The organism is Oscillibacter sp. CAG:155 (assembly GCA_000436875.1).
Classification (GTDB): Bacteria; Bacillota; Clostridia; order Oscillospirales; family Oscillospiraceae; genus Oscillibacter.
In genome coordinates this window covers 1-19,245 of sequence record FR890824.1, presented here as the reverse complement: position 1 = coordinate 19,245, position 19,245 = coordinate 1, and the positions used below count along the sequence as shown (strand labels likewise).

The 19,245-nt window shown below is 52.9% G+C and carries 26 protein-coding genes and 1 pseudogene; 9 read left to right on the top strand and 18 right to left on the bottom strand.

Annotation, left to right across the window (positions count from 1 at the left end):
• The 8 genes and pseudogenes from QZL67_RS00475 to QZL67_RS00440 all read left to right on the top strand — a co-directional run.
• Window positions 1-643 (top strand): annotated as a pseudogene (locus tag QZL67_RS00475) (endonuclease); the annotation flags it as partial.
• Between the two features lie 11 nt (window positions 644-654).
• Complete coding sequence (locus QZL67_RS00470; RefSeq protein ID WP_022288826.1) at window positions 655-2,865, top strand: ATP-dependent RecD-like DNA helicase; 2,211 nt, start codon at window positions 655-657, stop codon at window positions 2,863-2,865.
• Window positions 2,866-2,931: 66 nt separating this feature from the next.
• On the top strand, window positions 2,932-3,756 hold the full coding sequence (locus QZL67_RS00465; protein ID WP_022288825.1) for a hypothetical protein: 825 nt from the start codon (window positions 2,932-2,934) through the stop codon (window positions 3,754-3,756).
• Window positions 3,757-3,786: 30 nt separating this feature from the next.
• A complete protein-coding gene (locus QZL67_RS00460) occupies window positions 3,787-4,878 on the top strand; it encodes a CHC2 zinc finger domain-containing protein (RefSeq protein WP_022288824.1) in 1,092 nt (363 codons plus the stop codon).
• Between the two features lie 163 nt (window positions 4,879-5,041).
• Entirely contained in the window at window positions 5,042-5,347 is a 306-nt protein-coding gene (locus tag QZL67_RS00455) for a hypothetical protein (protein ID WP_022288823.1), read from the top strand.
• 260 nt (window positions 5,348-5,607) lie between these two features.
• Window positions 5,608-6,423 (top strand): helix-turn-helix domain-containing protein, encoded by an 816-nt coding sequence (locus QZL67_RS00450; RefSeq protein WP_022288822.1) that lies wholly within the window; start codon window positions 5,608-5,610, stop codon window positions 6,421-6,423.
• Window positions 6,424-6,581: 158 nt separating this feature from the next.
• Window positions 6,582-8,363 (top strand): recombinase family protein, encoded by a 1,782-nt coding sequence (locus tag QZL67_RS00445; RefSeq protein ID WP_022288821.1) that lies wholly within the window; start codon window positions 6,582-6,584, stop codon window positions 8,361-8,363.
• On the top strand, window positions 8,305-8,712 hold the full coding sequence (locus QZL67_RS00440; protein ID WP_022288820.1) for a sigma-70 family RNA polymerase sigma factor: 408 nt from the start codon (window positions 8,305-8,307) through the stop codon (window positions 8,710-8,712). The genes QZL67_RS00445 and QZL67_RS00440 overlap by 59 nt, the downstream gene beginning before the upstream one ends.
• Window positions 8,713-8,865: 153 nt before the next feature.
• On the opposite strand, the gene QZL67_RS00435 is transcribed toward QZL67_RS00440, so the two are convergent.
• Window positions 8,866-9,492, bottom strand: a complete 627-nt coding sequence (locus QZL67_RS00435; protein WP_022288819.1) for a pentapeptide repeat-containing protein — start codon at window positions 9,490-9,492, stop codon at window positions 8,866-8,868.
• A gap of 17 nt (window positions 9,493-9,509) precedes the next feature.
• A complete protein-coding gene (gene lexA / locus QZL67_RS00430; protein WP_022288818.1) occupies window positions 9,510-10,100 on the bottom strand; it encodes a transcriptional repressor LexA in 591 nt (196 codons plus the stop codon).
• A 221-nt stretch (window positions 10,101-10,321) separates the two neighbouring features.
• Here lexA and secG point away from each other — a divergent pair, with 221 nt between their 5' ends.
• Entirely contained in the window at window positions 10,322-10,573 is a 252-nt protein-coding gene (secG, locus tag QZL67_RS00425; protein WP_022288817.1) for a preprotein translocase subunit SecG, read from the top strand.
• Window positions 10,574-10,617: 44 nt separating this feature from the next.
• Here the strand turns inward: secG and QZL67_RS00420 are convergent, their stop codons facing one another.
• The 16 genes from QZL67_RS00420 to QZL67_RS00345 all read right to left on the bottom strand — a co-directional run.
• A complete protein-coding gene (locus QZL67_RS00420; RefSeq protein ID WP_022288816.1) occupies window positions 10,618-11,331 on the bottom strand; it encodes a polysaccharide deacetylase family protein in 714 nt (237 codons plus the stop codon).
• A gap of 336 nt (window positions 11,332-11,667) precedes the next feature.
• Window positions 11,668-12,012 (bottom strand): 50S ribosomal protein L17, encoded by a 345-nt coding sequence (gene rplQ, locus QZL67_RS00415; protein ID WP_022288815.1) that lies wholly within the window; start codon window positions 12,010-12,012, stop codon window positions 11,668-11,670.
• A gap of 56 nt (window positions 12,013-12,068) precedes the next feature.
• A complete protein-coding gene (locus tag QZL67_RS00410; RefSeq protein WP_022288814.1) occupies window positions 12,069-13,022 on the bottom strand; it encodes a DNA-directed RNA polymerase subunit alpha in 954 nt (317 codons plus the stop codon).
• 87 nt (window positions 13,023-13,109) lie between these two features.
• The gene (gene rpsD / locus QZL67_RS00405) at window positions 13,110-13,712 is read right to left on the bottom strand and encodes a 30S ribosomal protein S4 (protein WP_022288813.1); all 603 of its coding nucleotides are present in this window, start codon (window positions 13,710-13,712) and stop codon (window positions 13,110-13,112) included.
• A gap of 24 nt (window positions 13,713-13,736) precedes the next feature.
• Entirely contained in the window at window positions 13,737-14,144 is a 408-nt protein-coding gene (gene rpsK / locus QZL67_RS00400; protein WP_022288812.1) for a 30S ribosomal protein S11, read from the bottom strand.
• Window positions 14,145-14,159: 15 nt separating this feature from the next.
• Window positions 14,160-14,525 (bottom strand): 30S ribosomal protein S13, encoded by a 366-nt coding sequence (rpsM, locus tag QZL67_RS00395; protein ID WP_022288811.1) that lies wholly within the window; start codon window positions 14,523-14,525, stop codon window positions 14,160-14,162.
• Window positions 14,526-14,551: 26 nt separating this feature from the next.
• A complete protein-coding gene (gene rpmJ, locus QZL67_RS00390; RefSeq protein ID WP_014116882.1) occupies window positions 14,552-14,665 on the bottom strand; it encodes a 50S ribosomal protein L36 in 114 nt (37 codons plus the stop codon).
• A gap of 53 nt (window positions 14,666-14,718) precedes the next feature.
• Window positions 14,719-14,937, bottom strand: a complete 219-nt coding sequence (gene infA, locus QZL67_RS00385; protein ID WP_022288810.1) for a translation initiation factor IF-1 — start codon at window positions 14,935-14,937, stop codon at window positions 14,719-14,721.
• Window positions 14,938-14,940: 3 nt separating this feature from the next.
• Window positions 14,941-15,225, bottom strand: coding sequence for a KOW domain-containing RNA-binding protein (locus QZL67_RS00380; protein WP_022288809.1), 285 nt, complete (start codon window positions 15,223-15,225; stop codon window positions 14,941-14,943).
• Window positions 15,226-15,235: 10 nt separating this feature from the next.
• A complete protein-coding gene (gene map / locus QZL67_RS00375; protein ID WP_022288808.1) occupies window positions 15,236-15,988 on the bottom strand; it encodes a type I methionyl aminopeptidase in 753 nt (250 codons plus the stop codon).
• A 3-nt stretch (window positions 15,989-15,991) separates the two neighbouring features.
• A complete protein-coding gene (locus QZL67_RS00370; protein ID WP_022288807.1) occupies window positions 15,992-16,624 on the bottom strand; it encodes an adenylate kinase in 633 nt (210 codons plus the stop codon).
• An 18-nt stretch (window positions 16,625-16,642) separates the two neighbouring features.
• The gene (secY, locus tag QZL67_RS00365; protein ID WP_022288806.1) at window positions 16,643-17,974 is read right to left on the bottom strand and encodes a preprotein translocase subunit SecY; all 1,332 of its coding nucleotides are present in this window, start codon (window positions 17,972-17,974) and stop codon (window positions 16,643-16,645) included.
• A 1-nt stretch (window position 17,975) separates the two neighbouring features.
• The gene (gene rplO / locus QZL67_RS00360) at window positions 17,976-18,416 is read right to left on the bottom strand and encodes a 50S ribosomal protein L15 (protein ID WP_022288805.1); all 441 of its coding nucleotides are present in this window, start codon (window positions 18,414-18,416) and stop codon (window positions 17,976-17,978) included.
• 14 nt (window positions 18,417-18,430) lie between these two features.
• The gene (gene rpmD, locus QZL67_RS00355; RefSeq protein WP_022288804.1) at window positions 18,431-18,613 is read right to left on the bottom strand and encodes a 50S ribosomal protein L30; all 183 of its coding nucleotides are present in this window, start codon (window positions 18,611-18,613) and stop codon (window positions 18,431-18,433) included.
• Window positions 18,614-18,626: 13 nt separating this feature from the next.
• Window positions 18,627-19,127 (bottom strand): 30S ribosomal protein S5, encoded by a 501-nt coding sequence (gene rpsE / locus QZL67_RS00350; protein ID WP_022288803.1) that lies wholly within the window; start codon window positions 19,125-19,127, stop codon window positions 18,627-18,629.
• Window positions 19,128-19,145: 18 nt separating this feature from the next.
• Window positions 19,146-19,245 (bottom strand): 50S ribosomal protein L18 (locus QZL67_RS00345; RefSeq protein WP_292919571.1); only part of this gene is annotated, 100 nt, incomplete at its 5' end.

Genomic DNA, 19,245 nt, shown 5'->3' with positions numbered 1-19,245 from the left:
CTATGACATGCAATTCAAGTGGGCGAACGGCGCAGTCCCTCGCCACTATGAATTGCAGGTTCGGCACTACATGTCGGTGATGAATATCGATGTTGCCTTCATTGCCTGCCTGTTCTCAAATAATGAGAACGACTTCGTATGGCAAAAGATTGAGCGTGACCTCGAGGAAGAAGAGAACACGATCATGGAGTTGGCGGCATTCTGGAATAATCACGTCATGGCTCGTGTGGAGCCGCCTCTGGTCGAAAAGCCAGATGCGGTTCTGGAGTCGCTCCGTCGCTATTTCGGCCCTGCTGACAAGTCCGAACCGACCGTGGATCTTGACCGCAAGTTTGTGGTGAACCTCAAGGAAATCCTGGCACTCAAAGAGGAAAAGAGAGCTTTAGATGCTCAGGTAAAAGCACTTGAGACTCGCATCAAATCCCTCTATGCTCCCATCGTCGAAGAGATGGGTACCGCGTGCAAAGGAACCTGTGAACAGGGCGGCGAGTGTTTCAAAGTATCCTACAATCCTCTGTATCGGGAAGGAATATCAAAGGACCGTTTATCCGCTCTGCGAGCTCAGTATCCTGATATCTATGATGAGTTTGTGGATCAGACGGAATCAAGAATCTTTAAGGTGGTCAAATCGGCCATCGCATAAGGAGTGATCAAATGCTATGTCGATATGAAAGAACCATCTTTAAGTCCGATAAGGGCTTCTGCATTTTTGCCTACAGTACTTCTGATGAATCTGTTCCAAAGGAAGCCCGTAATCGGTCTTACTACCATGACGACAAGATTCATTTCACGGCAATTGGCTATCATCTGATTGCTACAGATGCCGTGGAAGTGGAACTGGATGGCACATGGGAGAATTCCAAACACGGTTTACAGCTGTCGGTTTCAATGTGTAAGGAAGTCGTGCCGAGAGATCAAGCCGGCATCCTTGCTTACCTGAGCAGCGGTATCATCAAGGGAATTGGCCCTGAGACCGCAAAGGCCATTGTTGCTCGCTTTGGCGATAAGACAATGGAGGTTCTGGAGAAAGAGCCGGACAAGCTGCTTAGCGTCAAGGGGATTGCCCAGAAAAAACTCAAGGCTATCATCAAATCCTACGGGGAAACGAAAGCCTTGAGTGATCTCATGATATACTTGGCGCCTTTCGGTGTTTCGATGAAAAAGGTTGCGATGATCCGAGAAGAGTTCGGAGATAACAGCCTGAGAATCGTGAAGACGGATCCATTCCAACTCTGTAAGATCAAAGGCTTTGGCTTCATGACAGTCGATTCCGTTGCCCGTAAAACAAAAGTCAGCTTGAAGCACCCTTTGCGATACTCCGGCGCGATCAACTATGTGCTGGATGAGGCACGCGTATCTGGGCATCTTTTTCTATCCGTTGATGAGACGGTTGGCCAGTGCTATGAGCTTCTCAATATGGGCTGCGATGATGAAGTGGTTTCCGAAGAGGAAATCCGCCAAGCGATCTCAAATGAACGTGTGGAATCCCGTATCTATGTTGAGGGAAGCCGTGTATACCTGAGTTACGAGCGCATGTGCGAAGTTAAGTCAGCTAAGCGCATTGTGTCCATGATACTCCAAGAGGGCTTTACAAAGATCGACGATCTGGACAGCAAAATCGACAATGCGGAGAGGACCTTGCATCAAAGACTGGCTCCTTCGCAACGTAATGCTGTGAAGCTGTGCCTCTCGCATCCGATCTCCATCATGACCGGAGGCCCCGGCAGCGGAAAGACCACAACACTACGATTCATACTGGATATCTATAAAGCTGCGTTCCCTGCGAATGAAGTCCTCTTGGCTGCACCTACTGGCCGTGCCAGTCGGCGCATGGCAGAACAGACAGGAATGCACGCATCTACACTTCACTCGGCGCTTGGCCTTGTGACGGATGAAGACAGCCCGCTGAACGACAAAGAGTTACTATCAGCAGACTTGGTAGTCGTTGATGAGTTTTCAATGGTGGACATGCGCCTTGCGTATATCCTCCTTGATCGTATCAAGTCGGGCGCTCAGCTGATTATTGTCGGTGATGCTGACCAGCTCCCATCTGTTGGCGCGGGTAATGTGCTGCGAGAGATGATTCGAAGTGAAAAGGTTCCTACGGCAGTCTTAGAGACTGTTTTCCGCCAGGCATCTAATAGCCGTATCATCACAAACGCCTATGCCATCAACCACAACGACACACATCTTCAGTTCGGGGATGACTTTCAGTTTTTGGAAGTCCAGAACTCGGAAGAGGCTGCGCAGTTGGTCATCAAGAACTATCTGCGGGAAGTTTCTTTGCATGGTATTGAGGATGTGCAGATTCTCTCACCTCTCCGCAAGCGAGGTGCGGTTGCGGCAAATGCGTTGAATGAGACCATCCGGGACCTTGTCAACCCGCCGAACAACTTGAAGAAAGAGGTTAAGTGCGGCAGTCGAGTATTTCGAGTTGGTGACCGCATTATGCAAACGGCAAATCGAATCAATGTGTCAAATGGCGATGTCGGCGTCATAACCGACATGAAGAAAGAGGATGATGAGACGATCACATGCGTGAGACTTTTGGATGGAAGGACACTACAGTACACGCAGGAAATGCTGGAGGATTTGGAGTTCTCCTACTGTACGACCATTCATAAGAGCCAAGGGCAAGAGTATCCTGTCATCATTGTCCCTCTTTTGAAAGAGCACTATATCATGCTGCGGCGAAACTTGCTCTATACTGCTGTGACCAGAGCCAAGGCAAAGGTCATCCTGATTGGGCAAAAGCAGGCAGTCTTTGTTGCGATCCATAAATGCGATGTGGGTCAAAGAAATACGGTGCTCGCGGATCGAATCGTGGCTTATTATAACCGCGAGCTGAGTCGGCGAGTAGCGTGATTATTTGGGAAACGGGGTGGTCAAAAGCTGCCTCGTTTCTACATTTATTGTGAAAGGACAATTACCATGAGTGAATCGAACTCTAATGTGATCCCTGCCATCAACGCTGTCGATGGTTTTAACCCCGCTGATTTCGTGCGTACTACCGTGGGTGAGGAAGGCGAAAACGATCTCTACCTTGATGTCAAATATCGCCTTCTTTGGTTCCGCCTGCACCATCCGAATGGAAAGATCGACCCGGAGCTTATCCGAGTTGATGAGAAGAATGCAATCGTATGCTGCAGGATCTATGCCGATAAGGCTGACCCAGCTGACCAGTTCATTGGGAAGGCGTATTCTCAGCGTTTCTCAACGGAAGACCGCTTTGGCGATCGCTTCTTGGAGATCGCCGAAACAGTCGCAAAGGGCCGCGCTTTGGCTGATGCAGGTTATGGTACGCAGTTCTGTATGAATGGTGATGCGCTGGCCGGTATTATCGCGGATGCCCCAATCAAGATGCCTCCTGATGAAGATGCAGGACACCCTGGTAGTGTCGTGGCGAGTTTTACCGCTCAACCGACAGCGGATCCTCCAGTCTTCTCTCAGACGGCGACAGCGCCTAAATCTACCCAGCCTGCTCAGCAGCAGGTTCAGCCTCCTGTGCAGCAGTCTCATGCTCCTGCTCCGGAGCCCCCCAAAACGCTGGATGAGTACTTGCGTGTCATGACCATTGAACAGGCGAAAGCCGTCAAGGTTGATTTTGGCCGCTTTAGTGGCTGGTCTCTTGGCGAAATCGCTATGAAGAGCCCAGGTGACCTCGCGTGGTATGTGAAGAACTATTCCGGCCATAATCTCGCACTGAAAGCAGGGGCTACAAAGCTTTTGGAAACGGTAGGCCAGATGGCCAGCTGATTCTTCCCCTAGCTAAGGGAGGTGGTTTAGATGGGCAGAATACCTGATCTGCCATGTGATATTGAGCAAGTGGTTGATCTTCTTGGTATCGAAGTCATACGAGATACCGGGACTCAACTGCATTGCAGGTGTCCATTCTGTGCAGATCGGAAAGCTCATATGAATGTCAAGATCCGCGATAATGTGTTTCGGTGTAATCGCTGTGGTAAAGGTGGAGGCATCCTCCATCTTTATGCAGAGTACTGTGATGTCAATCTCCATACGGCTTACGAAGAACTCTGCAAGATATTCGGGCCAGATGGGAGTGAACCAGTACACAAATATAAGCGGAAGTCTCGCCCCATAGAAACGGTAGAACTCCCAATTGCCTCAGCTGAGGTGCGGGATAATACTTATTCCAATCTTCTCTCATTATTGACTCTATGCCCAACACATCAATCCGCTTTGAAAGAGCGCGGGCTAAAATCAGAGGAGATGGAGCGGCTATGCTATCGAACGACACCCACAACACGTTTGAAACGGATTGTTACAGAGCTGTTGGAGCGTGGCTGCATTCTTGATGGGGTTCCCGGATTTTACTGTCAGAAGGACTCTGGCCAATGGGTATTGGATATCCGAGGCTCAGGAATCATGCTACCCGACCGAAACCTGCTCGGCCAAATTGAAGCCATTCAGGTTCGGCTTGATAAGGTCTACAACCAGAAATTCTATAACCTGACGAGTGTTGACCAGTACTACGGAACACAGTCGAAGTGCTGTCCGCATTATGTCGGCGTTCATGTAGGCGATGAAGTGGTTTGCCTTACAGAGGGAGTCATGAAATCCGACCTTGCCTACAGCTTTGCGCAGGGTTCACCTTATGAGTGTGGTTTCGTGGGCCTTACAGGCATACCGAGTTATTCTCAGTACGAACGAGCCCTTGAAGAACTAGACTCCATTGGCGTGAAGAGGATCAACGTCATGGTTGATTCGGATTATCAGGTCAAAGAGGAAGTTCGGAAAGCACGCGACCGATATATTGAGATGGGGGCGGCTGCCGGTTTTGAAATGGCACCGATTACCTGGACGCAAAAGCAAAAGGGCGTGGATGACCTTTACAAGCACCTTTTCCGAGACAAATGATTTGAGAGCTGCAGCGAGTTGCTGCAGCTCTCTCCATTAATTTGCAAAGTCATATATGGAGGATGACACATGAGCGTTGAAATATATATTTGTGATCTTAAACCTGAGGTTCAGGTGCAGGTTCTATCTGAGCTCAATTTGAGTTCTGATAAGGATGGAAACTATGACCTATTTCCGCTTTTTGTTGTTGAAAAGTCGGAGCCGTAAAACACTCGGAGATTTGAGGGTAACGAACGAGAGCTACAGCAATTTGCTACAGCTCACACATAATTTGCTGAAAGGAACAATAGATATGGAAGTCTTTTTGATTATGCCGACCACGCCGGAAGGAAAGGCGAAACTCAGCAAGGAACTGACCAAGTTCCATGCGGAACAAGCACTAAAGATAGTGCAGAAGTTGCCCTGTTCCACGGAACAAAAGTTGGAGCTTATCGATGCAGTAGTTGAACATTTACGTTCTAAGCAATAGTATCAACTTGTTTATCCGATTTGCTATAAACAAGTTTAAGCCGCCGTCCTGAGTGAAATCAGGGCGGCGGCTTTTCACAATATAGCTTGACGTATGACAAGTAGTGAATTAAGATAATGGGGGAGAATGTACATATGTAGCTTATGAAGGAAAAACAGGAGTTGCCCCATTTGTCATGGTCTGTCCACCGTAATTCTATCGAAACTGGTGGGCCTTTTCTGAAGGCGTATGGGAAATGATCTGGAAAAGGTGGTGCGCATATGAAGATTTATGCAATTCGAGATGAATCGGTGCAGGAGCAGAAGGATCTGGCGTACCTCCTGTATTACGGGCGGGAAAAGCAGTTCTATATTGAGCTGCCTGAAAATGCGGATGCATGGGAAACGCCGCTGTTGCTGGACTCCTTTGTGAAGCGTGGGGAAACCACAGTCAATTCCTATTGGAGCAAGATCTGGGTTCAGCAGCGGATCGTTCCGATCGACCGCCAGAACATCGGTGAGATTCTGCGCGACAATCATCTGAAGGAATATGATGAGTACGAGCTTCTGATGCTGGCAATGGGGCGATGCGCACAGGATGATTACTACCTTGTTCCCATTAACGAGAAGGAGCTTCCGGAAGAAATTACGCGGCGGTTCTCAAAGAGAATTGAAGATGTGCTGCCGCTGGAGAACCATTGCCTGCTGGTATTTTTCCGGGATGGCGTAGTGAAGAAGTGCGATTTGCAGAAGCATTTTGAAAAGACAAGAGCATTTCAGATTCTTCTCAAGAAGCCGGACTATTTTCAGCATGTGCAGATGCAGACGGGCGGATATGGCGTTGCATGGGATGTGAACATGACCGTCTCGGATGCGATGCTCTACCGGATAGGCAAAAGCGTTCCGCTGACTATTGAGGATTTCCGGAACTTTGCCACGCACAGAGTTATCAATGCAGCGGAGGCGGCGGAGATATTGGGCTGCTCCCGGCAGAATATCATTGACCTGACGAAACGCGGGAAGCTGCATCCAATCAAAACATCGGAAAAGAGCACGCTGTATCTCAAAAGTGAAGTCCTGAAACGAAACTGGCAGTGAGAATACGTTATACCCCTTTATACCCTTTTGAAAGGGGTATAAAGGGGTATAACGTTCTTTGGAGAACTTTTCAAAAAATCTCATTTGCACCTTTTCAAATGGGTTCCAATCCGTTACAATATATCTAACAACCTAACAATGTAATGCGAGGTGTTGCTATGAAAACAACAGACCAGCCGCAGGTGAAGCAATACGTCATCTATTCCCGCAAATCCAAATTTACCGGGAAAGGTGAAAGTATTGAGAACCAGATTGAGCTGTGCCGCCAATATATTGCAATGCACTTTGGCGAAGACGAGGCGGAGCATGCGCTTGTATATGAGGACGAGGGGTTTTCCGGCGGCAATCTGGAGCGTCCGCAGTTCAAGCAGATGATGAAGGATTCCCAGAAGATTGAGTTCGCTGCTATTGTCGTCTATCGCCTTGACCGTATCAGCCGCAATATTGGTGACTTTGCAAAGCTCATCGAGGATCTGGGTGACCGGCACATTGACTTCATTTCCATCCGGGAACAGTTCGACACGTCCTCTCCAATGGGGCGTGCAATGATGTATATCGCGTCAGTGTTCTCCCAGCTGGAGCGAGAAACCATAGCCGAGCGTATCCGCGACAACATGCATGAGCTGTCCAAGACCGGACGCTGGCTGGGCGGGACGACACCAACTGGCTACGCTTCGGAAAGCTTGTCCAGCGTAACAGTAGATGGCAAGGTTAAAAAAGCTTGTAAGCTCGAACCTATTCCGGAGGAGATTCAGCTGGTAAAGACAATTTTTTCTGTGTTCACGGAAAGTGGCTCCCTCAGTAAAACTGACCAGTACTTATTAGAGCACCGCTGTGTCACAAAGCGCGGCAAGCAGTTCACACGCTTTGCCATCCGGGGTATTCTGACAAATCCGGTTTATATGATTGCTGACGATACGGCGTATCAGTATCTCAAGGAGAACAACGTAGACCTTTTTGCTGAGCCATCAGAGTTTGACGGTGAGCACGGTATTATGGCCTACAACCGCACGCTCCAACGCCCTGGCAAGGCTACTCAGATTCGCCCGATGGAAGATTGGATTGTGGCAGTGGGGAAACATCCCGGCATTATCTCCGGTGCAAACTGGGTACGAGTACAGTCTATGCTGGACGTGAACAAATCCAAGAGCTATCGCAAACCGCGCAGCAATGTGGCGCTTTTGTCCGGCCTTCTGCGTTGTGGCGAGTGCGGTGACTATATGCGCCCGAAACTGACTGGTCGCACTAATGCTAATGGGGAGTTGATTTACACCTATATGTGCTCCACCAAAGAGCGCAGTCATGGTACTGTCTGTAGTATGAAAAACTGCAACGGCAACACTCTAGATGCTAAGATTGTTGAGGAAATACGTAAGGTTGCCACCGACAAAAAAGACTTTGGCCAGTTACTGTCAAAAACCAAAAAAGTAATCAATGACAACAAAGCAAGTTATGAAGCTGAGTTGACTTTATTAGTGAAGAACCATGCTGAAACAGAAGCCCGCATCAAACGACTGGTGGAATCTCTGTCCGTTGCCAGCGAGACCTCGGCCAAATACGTCATGGAGCAGATCGATGAGCTACACCGGCAGAGCGAACAGGAGCAGACAAGAATTGCTGAATTGGAAAAGCTTGCTAGGCAGAGTAATGCTCTGAGCCAAAATCTATTTTTCTATAGAGATATGATTGAGTCATTCGCCGACACGGTGGATTCGACTACTATTGAAGAACGGCGTCGCCTGCTGCGTACTATCGTCAAAAAAGTGGTTTGGGACGGCAAAAACGTCTATGTATACCTCTTTGCGGAGGATGGAGAGCTGAATTTGCCGCCCATAGGGCAGCTTATGTGTCCGTCAGGAGAGGATAGCGAACGAAATCCTAATGTACTTTCGCAGTCAGAAAAAGCTGCAAGGGGAGGTCTCCCTGTCGGACTCCATTGATACCGACAAAGAAGGCAATGCCCTGCAGCTGATGGATGTGGTTGGTGTAGATGATACGATGCTGGAAGACCTCCATGACCGTGACAGCGCCATCCGGCTCCATCAGTTGATCCGCGAACGCCTCACCGCACGGGAAGCGGAGATCATTCGCCTGCGGTACGGGTTGGGCGGTACCGTTCCTCTGACGCAGCGGGAGGTTGCCTCCTCTTTCGGTATCTCCCGATCTTATGTATCCCGCATTGAAAAGCGTGCTCTGGAAAAACTGCGGGCAGGGCTCAGCGGTCCTGCCTGCTCCAAAAAGCACCCCACGGGTCAGAACAGTCACTCTTCGCGGACACCGACACACTGACGCTGCCCAACGATTACTATCAGCCGCAGCCAGAGCCTGTGCATTCCGGTCACTTGGAGTGCGATGCTGTTCTCCGTTTCACATGCATCCGGTATATTGTGCTTTTTACAAATACAGAGAGGATTGTTTTTAATTTACAATCCTCTCTGTATTTTACTTTACATGAACACCCATCAGTTTCACCAGTACCGCTGCCTGGGCCGCATCGATGGTGGCGTCCTTCAGCTCCTGAACCGATTCCGAGACCCGGATTCCTTCGATGTTGCAGCTGGACAAATCCACGCCGCCCAGCATGGTCTGAAACAGATCCGCGCCCTGCAGATCTACACCCTGCAGATCTACTTTGGAAACCCGCAGGTTCGTCAAAAATGCCTCACGAAAGCTGCAGTTGACAAACGTATCCTTTTCCCACAGGCTATTGGAAAAGTTTGCATACCGCAGCAAAACATCCTCCAGCCGACTGTTCTTCAAGCGGGTCTTTCGGAAGTCACATCCATCCAGCTTCACATCTGTTAGCTGGCAATCCTTCCAGTAGGTATTCCGAAACCTGCAGTTGGAAAAGCTGCATTGATGAATCGACGAAGCGTAGAACGCTGTACCGCTGAAATCACAGTTGGAAAACTGGCATCCCTCAAAAACCGTCTGTCCGCACTCCAGCTCTCCAAAGTCCAGATTTTCCAGTGTCACGTCGGTAAAGCGCTGGGAACGAATGGTCTCGTCGCCCAAGCGTGCTGCCGCCAAAACATCCTGAAGGTGCTTTTCCGCCTGTTCTGCTTCCATGTTGTATCCTTCCTCACTTAATAGCGCCGCACCACTGCAGCCACTTTTCCCAAAATCTGCGCGTTTGAGCCGTCAATCGGCGTATAGGCGTCATTCTCAGGCATCAGCCAAATCTGCCCATTCCGAAGCGAGAGGCGCTTGACCGTAGCCTCATCCTCAATGAGCGCAACTACAATTTCTCCATTGTTTGCGGTGGGCTGGCGGCGAACGACCACCAGGTCTCCCGGCAAAATGCCCGCATTGAGCATGGATTCTCCCCGGACTCTCAAAGCGAAATACTCCTCGCTCCGGCCGCCAGTATCAAAGGTGAGGTAATCCTCAATGCACTCTTCCGCCAAAATAGGACTGCCCGCAGCCACATTGCCCACAACCGGAACTCGATCCTCCGGTATCGGCGGCGTCGTCAGTGTAATAGCCCGTCCCTTTCCGGCCCCCTTCTCAATCACACCTGCTTCCTCCAGATGCTTGAGGTGGAAATGAACCGTGGAAGGAGATTTCAGTCCCACCGCTTCTCCAATCTCCCGAACAGACGGCGGATAGCCCTGCTCCCGGACACAGGCCACAATGTAGTCGTAAATTTTCTTCTGCATATTCGATAGCTGTGTCATAGGCGTTCCTCCTATTTGGCTGCATCGGTTGTTTTTATCAGTGTATCACAAGTGCTCACAAAATGCAAACATCCGTTCCAATTTTTACCGAAAGATTTCCCGGACTTTTTCAGATATTTTGGGCAAATCCTCTTGAAAACAGTGAAAAGTTATGCTATGATATAAGCCTGTGAAAACATCGTCCATGCCGTGGCATGGCTCAATTTTGGAGGTTTGTTCCCATGAACACTTTGACTCTGGTGATTACCATTTTGCAGCTTTTGTGCGGTTTGGCCGTGATTTTGGTTGTTTTGCTTCAGTCCGGTAAGAGTGCTGGTCTGTCCGGCAGCATTGGCGGTGTAGCAGATTCCTTCCTGGCTCGGAACAAGGCAAAGACGATGGATGCCAAGTTGGCCCGCGCTACGAAGTGGATTGGTGCCGTGTTCCTGATTCTGACTTTGATCCTGCTGATCCTGCAGGGCAGAGCTGCTTAAAACGACATAAAAGCACCCATGCGAAAATCGCATGGGTGCTTTTTTTATCCGATTTTGCGGTAGAGAACGCCGGGTTTTGCCGTTACCCCATTCAGTGCCAGCAGTTCCTCTACCGTGACAAACCAATAGCCCTTCGCCTGCAGCACATCCACGATTCGAAGAGCAGCATCTATGGAGGTTGGAAAAATGTCATGCATCAATATGATGGAATTTGGCTTCACATCTTTCAAAACTTCCTGTACCACCTTTTCCGTGTTCAGAGATTCCCAATCCCGGGAGTCTACCGTCCAAGTGACCATGGGCACCGGAATCTGTGCTTTCTGCGTCTCCTGAATCGCCCCATAGGGCGGGCGCAGCCAATACGTCCCTTCCCCCAGGATCTGCCGCAGCAGTGTGTCCGTCTTTTGAATCTCCTGGGATACCACCGCGGCATCGGCAGTTGTACCCAGCCGAACATGATTCCAGGTGTGATTGCCCACCTGATGCCCTTCCGCCTTCATCCGTTCTACCAAATCCTGATTTTCCGCAATTTGCCTTCCAATCAGAAAAAACGTGGCGCTGGCTCCCCGCTGGCGCAAGCCATCCAACAGCGTGGCAGTTGTCTCCCGCTTGGGGCCATCATCAAAGGTCAATGCAACAAATTTCTCCGGTTCCGCCAGCTCAGCTTCTCCCGCAGCCGGAATCTCTGCAATTCCTTCCGACTGCCCAAGAAACAGCAGGCCTATCAGCCAAAATGCGATCCACCGTTTTCTGCCCATGTGCCACTCCGCCTCCATCCTTCCCTACGGCGTAGTTTGGCTGGGAAGGGACCGGATTACACATGCACTTTTTTGTATACGCCAGATTTAGGCAGACATTAAAGGCCGAAAACATCTATTATAGTCCTCATTTTTCCTTTATTTTGTGCTTTCTGAGCTTTCTATATGAAAACCAGCCGTCAAAAGTCTGAGTTTTTCCGGCGCGGCTGTCAGCTTCCTGTGTTGACCCTTGGAAGTTGATTGTCTATGGATCGCTGATCCATTTCAAATCAAAAAGCCCTTTGTCACGGGGACCTGGGTCCCATGACAAAGGGCTTTTTGTATGTTTGGTAAAACTTACTTTACCAGCTCGATGATGGCCGTCTCCGCAGCATCACCGCGGCGAACGCCGGTGCGCACGATGCGGGTATAGCCGCCGTTGCGCTCGGCATAGCCGGGAGCCACTTCCTTGAACAGCTTCTTGCAGACATCCTCACGGGTGATGAAGCTCATGGCCTGCCGATAGGCAGCCAGATCGCCCTTCTTGCCAAGGGTAATCATCTTCTCGGCCAGGGGCTTGATTTCCTTGGCACGAGTAAGGGTGGTCTCCATCTTGCCGTGATCCAGGAAATCGGTGACCTGCTGACGCAGCATAGCCATACGCTGGTCCGTGGTCTTGCCGAGCTTACGAGTTCCGGGCATTTGGTGTTCCTCCTTATCAGGATTTTGGTCAGCCGGGGTCATCCCGCGGCATAGAATCAGTTATTGCTATCTTCGTCGGCCAGGTGGAGGCCCATCATCGCCAGCTTGTTGATGACTTCCTCCAGAGACTTGCGGCCCAAGTTCCGGACCTTCATCATCTCATCCTCGGTCTTGGAGATCAGATCCTCGACGGTGTTGATGTTGGCGCGCTTGAGGCAGTTGAAGCTCCGCACGCTCAAATCCAGCTCCTCGATGGTCAGCTCCAGCACCTTATCCCGCTGCGCTTCCGCCTTCTCCACGACGGTGGGCTTGCTGCCCACGCTCTCAGAGAGATCGGTGAACAAGGTGAAGTGGTCGCACAGGATCTTGGCGCCCAGGGACACAGCGTCCCGAGCGGAGATGGTGCCGTCCGTCCACACTTCCAGCGTCAGTTTGTCAAAATCACTGGACGCACCCACGCGGGTGGGCTCGACCGTGTAATTGACCTTGTAGACAGGGGTGTAGATGGAATCCACAGCAATGGTGCCGATCACGTTCTGCTGGGGCTTGTTCCGGTCAGCAGGAACGTAGCCACGGCCGTGGGAGAGGGTGATTTCCATGTTCAGGGTGGCACCGTTATCCAGAGTGGCAATATGCATCTCCGGATTGAGCACCTCCACCTCACCGTCGGCCTTGATGTCGCCGGCAGTGACCTCACAGGGACCCACCGCCTCAATGTAGACGGTTTTCACGCCCTCGCTGTGCAGTTTCGTCAGGAGGCCCTTCACATTCAAGACGATCTCCGTCACGTCTTCCTTCACACCGGGAATAGTGGAAAACTCATGCTGCACACCGGCGATCTTGATGGTGGTCGGCGCGGTGCCGGGCAGAGAGGAAAGCATAATACGACGGAGCGCATTGCCCAGAGTCGTGCCATATCCACGCTCCAGAGGCTCCACCACATACTTGCCGTACGTGACATCACCCGGAGTTTCGATACACTCGATCTGGGGCTTTTCAATTTCAATCATGCAGTTACCCTCCTTCATCTTCTCATTGCGGCAATGCGAACCCGCATGCCGCCGGCAGTTCGTAACATCCTCGAGGGTATCCTCCGATTACTTGGAGTACAACTCAACGATCAGGTGCTCCTCAATGGGAGTATCGATCTCCTCGCGGACGGGAAGGCGGGTCACGGTGCCCTTCAGGGTATTCTTCTCCCGCTCCAGCCAGGGGGGCAGCAGGAACGCAGGAGCGTCCTGACCAACCAGGCGCTTGAACACCTCGGAAGAACGGCTGCTCTCAGCAACCTCGATCACATCGCCGGCCTTGACCAGGTAAGAGGGGATGTTGACCTTCTTGCCATTGACGGTGAAGTGGGCGTGGGACACCAGCTGACGGGCCTGACGGCGGGTCATGGCGAAGCCCAGACGATACACCACGTTGTCCAGACGGCGCTCCACGGTGATCAGCAGGTTGTCGCCGGTCTTGCCGGGGGCAGCGGCAGCAGTCTCATAGTAGGAATGGAACTGCTTTTCCAGAATGCCATAGATGAACTTGACCTTCTGCTTTTCGTTCAGCTGGATGCCATATTCGCTCTTCTTCTTTCTCATCTGACCGCCGGGGTTGCGATTGGTCTGCTTCTTCGCATAGCCCATCTCGGCAGGAGAGATGCCCAAAGCCTTGCAGCGCTTGGCAATCGGCTGCATATTCTTTGCCATATTGCTTGTTACCTCCTCTTTCGATTAGACGCGACGACGCTTCGGGGGACGGCAGCCGTTGTGGGGGATGGGAGTGACGTCCTTGATCATAGTCACTTCCAGGCCCACCGCCTGCAGAGCACGGATCGCGGCCTCACGGCCCTGACCGGGGCCCTTCACGAAGACCTCAACGGTCTTCAGGCCATGCTCCATTGCAGCACGGGCAGCCGTCTCAGCGGCGGTCTGCGCAGCAAAGGGAGTGGACTTCTTGCTGCCGCGGAAGCCGAGGCCGCCGGAGGAAGCCCAGGAGATGGCGTTGCCCTGGCTGTCGGTGACAGTTACCATGGTGTTGTTGAAGGAAGAACGAATGTGGACCTGACCACGCTCAATGTTCTTCTTCTCACGACGACGGCGAATGACCTTCTTGCCGCCGGTTGCTTTTGCAGTTGCCATTGTGAATCTCCCTCCTTACTTCTTCTTGTTGGCAATGGTCTTCTTGGGACCTTTGCGGGTTCTCGCGTTGGTCTTGCTGCGCTGGCCGCGGACAGGCAGGCCCTTGCGGTGACGGATGCCGCGATAGCAGCCGATCTCCGTCAGGCGCTTGATGTCCAGGGCAGTCTGGCGGCGCAGATCGCCTTCGACGGTATAAGCGTCGATGGCGTCACGGAGCTTCTGCTCGTCAGCATCGGTCAGATCCTTGACGCGGGTGTCGGGGTTGATACCCGTCTGTGCCAGGATGTCCTTGGCGCTCTTTCTGCCAATGCCATAGATATAGGTGAGGCCGATCTCAATGCGCTTATCCTTCGGCAGGTCAATACCGGCAATACGTGCCATACTTTTAAAGCACCTCCAATTAAATCTTAGCCCTGTCTCTGCTTATGCTTGGGGTTCTCGCAAATGACCATGACACGGCCTTTGCGGCGAATGACCTTGCACTTTTCGCACATGGGCTTCACGGACGGTCTTACTTTCATAGTCTTTAACCATTCCTTTCAGCGGTTTGTGTCTTTTCAGCTCGCCCGGCGCCTTACTTGGTACGCCAGGTGATCCGGCCGCGGGTCAGGTCGTACGGGGACATTTCCACCGTCACCTTGTCGCCGGGCAGAATCCTGATGAAATTCATTCTGAGTTTCCCGGAAATATGCGCCAGAATCGTGTGTCCATTTCCAATGTCCACCTGGAACGTGGTGTTGGGCAGGGCTTCTACCACAACGCCTTCCACTTCGATCATGTCGGATTTTGCCAAACGTTATCCCTCCTGGTCCGGATGAACCTCCCCGCGGTACACCGCGAGGGTCCTGCGAAGCTCACTGTTGGTGATCTTCTCTTCGCTCTTGATCTTATCGGAAAGACGGGAGTCATCCGCGGCCACAAACTCTACGTGGCGACGCTTTTTGCGCTTGGGTGATTCCACTTTCCGTCCTTTACCGTCCGCCAGCAGAAGGTACTCCCCCTCCACCGCCAAAACGACGAAGAGTTTTCCCTTGTCTCTGCCAGCGTCGGATCTTACTATACTTGCCTTTGCAATTTCCATACGTTTCTTCTCAGATGGCGGGAGCCGTCAGAATTTCAGGCTCACCGTCGGTGATCAGGATCGTATTCTCATAGTGTGCTGCCCATTTGCCGTCCAACGTCTTGACAGTCCAGCCGTCGCTGAGCTGCTGGATCGCCGCAGAACCGGCATTCACCATGGGTTCGATTGCAAGGGTCATGCCCCGCAGCAGCCGGGGTCCCCGGCCGGGATGGCCGTAGTTGGGAATTTCCGGTGCCTCGTGCATCTGCGCGCCGACACCATGGCCGACGTACTCCCGTACCACGGAATAACCGTGGCTTTCCACATAGGCCTGGATGGCTGCGGAGATATCCAGCAGCCGGTGGCCCTCCCGGGCGAAGCGGATTCCCTCGAAGAAGCTCTGTCTGGTCACATCAATCAGATCCTGTGCTTCCAGAGAGATATGTCCGCAGGGGAAGGTTGCCGCACAGTCCCCGTGGAATCCGCCAATGTACGCACCCACATCCACGCTGACGATATCACCATCCTGCAAAACCCGCTTGCCGGGAATGCCGTGAATGATCTCATCGTTGACGCTGATACAGGCGCTGGCCGGATAGCCGTTATAATGCAGGAAGGACGGGACCGCTCCCTGCTTGCGGATAAACCGCTCCACCTCGCTGTCGATCTCCTGGGTTGTTACGCCGGGCCTTACCATTTCCCCTGCCAAAGCACGGGCAGCCGCGGTAATTTTTCCGGCACGGCGCATCAGTTCGATCTCATGGGCAGATTTCAATGTAATCATTGCTTATCTCCCCAGCGCACGGAGGATGGCCTCAGTAGTCCCCTCCACAGTGGTTTGGTTTTCCACCGGCTTCAGAAGACCGCGCTGGGCGTAAAACGCCTTCAGCGGCTCAGTCTCCCGATGGTACACCTCGAGACGCGCCTTGACGGTCTCGGGGGCATCGTCTTTCCGCTGGACCAGTTTGCCGCCGCAGTTGTCACATACGCCGGGCGTCTTGGGGGGCACAGCCACCAGATGGTAGCTGGCCCCGCAGGACTCACAGACACGGCGTCCGCTCATGCGCTGCATAATGGTCTCGTCCGCGATTTCAATGGAAACCACGTCATCAAAAGTAATTCCTGCTTTCTCCAGAGCCTCAGCCTGGGCGATGGTGCGGGGCACTCCGTCCAGAATGAAGCCGTTCCGGCAGTCCTCCTGGGCCAGACGCTCGGTGATAATGCCGATGATGACCTCATCAGGCACCAGCTTGCCGGCATCCATATAGGATTTGGCCTTGAGCCCGGTGGGCGTGCCATCCTTGATGGCAGCCCGGAGGATATTTCCGGTGGAGATGGTAGGAATGTTCAGCTGTTTGCACAGGCGCTCGGCCTGAGTGCCTTTGCCGGCGCCCGGAGCGCCCAGCAGGATCAGTTTCATCTCGAAACGCCTTCTCTCTTATTCCAGGAAACCCTTGTACTGACGCATCAGCATCTGGGATTCCAGCGCCTTCACCGTTTCCAGTGCGACGCCCACGACGATGATGACAGAAGTACCACCGATGGACAGATAGGCATGGTCCACGATCTTGCCCAGAACCAGGGGGCAAAGGGCCACAATACCCAGATAGATGGCGCCGAACAGCGTGATCTTGTTCAGGACCTTGCGGATGAAATCCACAGTGGGCTTGCCGGGACGGAATCCCGGGATAAAGCCGCCCTGCTTTTTCAGGTTGTTGGCGATCTCGACGGGGTTGAACTGAATCGTGGAGTAGAAATAGCTGAAGCCAATGATCATGATGAAGTACACCACCATATAGATGATGGACTGTGTATCAATGGCGTCATAAATGGAACGGGAGACCGTGCCATCCTCGGGAATTCCGATGAAGCTCCAAATGGTGATGGGCAGGGACGCAATGCTCTGGGCGAAGATGATAGGCAGAACGCCGGACATATTCACCTTCATGGGCAGATGCGTGCTCTGGCCGCCATACACCTTCCGGCCAACCTGACGCTTGGCGTACTGAACCGGAATGCGGCGCTCAGCACCGTTGATGAACACGACGAATACCATCAGGGCCAGACCGCCGATAATCATTACGGCAATCAGCGCGGGATGCAGGGGGGCAACATTTGCAGGAATCTCAGCACCAGATCTCTCCAGGTTCCAGTAACGGACACCGGTGATCATGTTGGAGACCATGTTGGGCACCCGGGAGAGGATACCGGCAAACAGAATGATGGAAATGCCGTTGCCGATGCCGAACTCCGTCACCTGCTCGCCCATCCACATCACGAAGGAAGAACCTGCGATGAAGGAGACGATGATGACCAGTGCGTGCCAGATGGTAGGATCGCTGACAGACAGCAGATTGTACCGCTGCATCATCATATAGTAGCCAAAGCCCTGCAGAATTGCGATGGCCACGGTGGCATAACGGGTGATAGACTGGATCTTCTTCCGGCCCTCCTCGCCGCCGTCTCTGGCCAGCCGCTCCAAAGAGGGAATGGCCACAGTCAGCAGCTGGATGATGATGGAGCTGTTGATATAGGGCTGAATGCTCAGGGCGAAGACCGTGGCGGTGGAGAACGCGCCGCCGGACATCACATCGTACAGGCTCAGGATCGAGCCGCCGAACGCGTCCAGCTGGGCCTTCAGTGCCGTCACGTTCACATAAGGAACCGTGATGGCGTTGCCGATCCGGAAGATCAGCAGGATGAGGAGTGTAAAGATGATCTTCTTCCGCAGCTCGGGGATGCCCCACGCTTTGCGAATCGTTTGGATCACGTTACATCACCTCGGCCTTTCCGCCAGCTGCCTCGATTGCCTCCTTGGCAGAAGCGGAGAAAGCAGAAGCTTTAACGGTGACCTTCTTGGACACCTTGCCATTGCCCAGGACCTTATAGCCGTACTCGCACTTGGACAGGATGCCCTTTTCCAGCAGCGCCTCGGCAGTGACGGTCTCGCCGTCCTCGAAAGCGTTCAGGGCGTTGAGGTTGATGATCTCCAGGGGCTTTGCAAAGATGTTGTTGAAGCCGCGCTTGGGGATACGGCGGGCCAGAGGCATCTGGCCGCCTTCGAAGCCCACGCGGACCTTGCCGCCGGAACGGGCCTTCTGGCCCTTGTGGCCGCGGCCGCCGGTCTTGCCGTTGCCGCTGCCGGCACCACGGCCCTTACGATATGCCTGACGGACGGAACCTTCGGCGGGAGACAGTTCGCTCAATTTCATAATTCCGTGCCTCCTTATTTCACTTCGGTAACCTGCAGCAGATAGCCAATCTTGGCGATCTTGCCGCGGGTCTGGTCGTTATCGGGCTGCACGGTGACGTCGCCGATTTTGCGCAGACCCAGGGAGTTGGCCGTTGCAACCTGCTTTTCCAGGCGGCCATTCAGGCTCTTGACGAGCTTAATATTTAAGTTTGCCATGTTCAGCGCCTCCTTAACCCACGATTTCTTCGACGCTCTTGCCGCGGATGCGGGCAACGGCCTCGGGGCCGCGCATGCTCTTGAGGCCCACAAAGGCAGCAGCGACGACGTTGTTGGGGTTGTTGGAACGCAGGCACTTGGTACGAATGTCCTTGATGCCCGCAGCTTCGACGACGGCACGGACAGCGCCGCCGGCGATCACGCCGGTACCAGGGGCAGCGGGCTTCATCAGCACGCGGCCGGCGCCGGCCTCACCGATGGTCTCGTGAGGAATGGTGCTTCCGGACAGAGTCACAGTGATCATGTTCTTCTTGGCTGCCTCAATGCCCTTGCGGATCGCCTCGGGGACCTCAGCGGCCTTGCCCAGGCCATAGCCAACCTTTCCCTTGCCGTCGCCAACGACGACCAGGGCGGAGAACTTCATCACGCGGCCGCCCTTGACAGTCTTGGAAACACGGTTCAGGGAAACGACCTTCTCAATATACTCGCTCTGCTCTCTTTCAAATCTAGGCATGTTGTCGTTCCTCCCTCCTTAGAATTTCAGGCCGCCTTCACGGGCGCCCTCAGCCAGAGCCTGCACACGGCCGTGATACAGATAACCACCGCGGTCAAACACGACGGTCTCGATACCC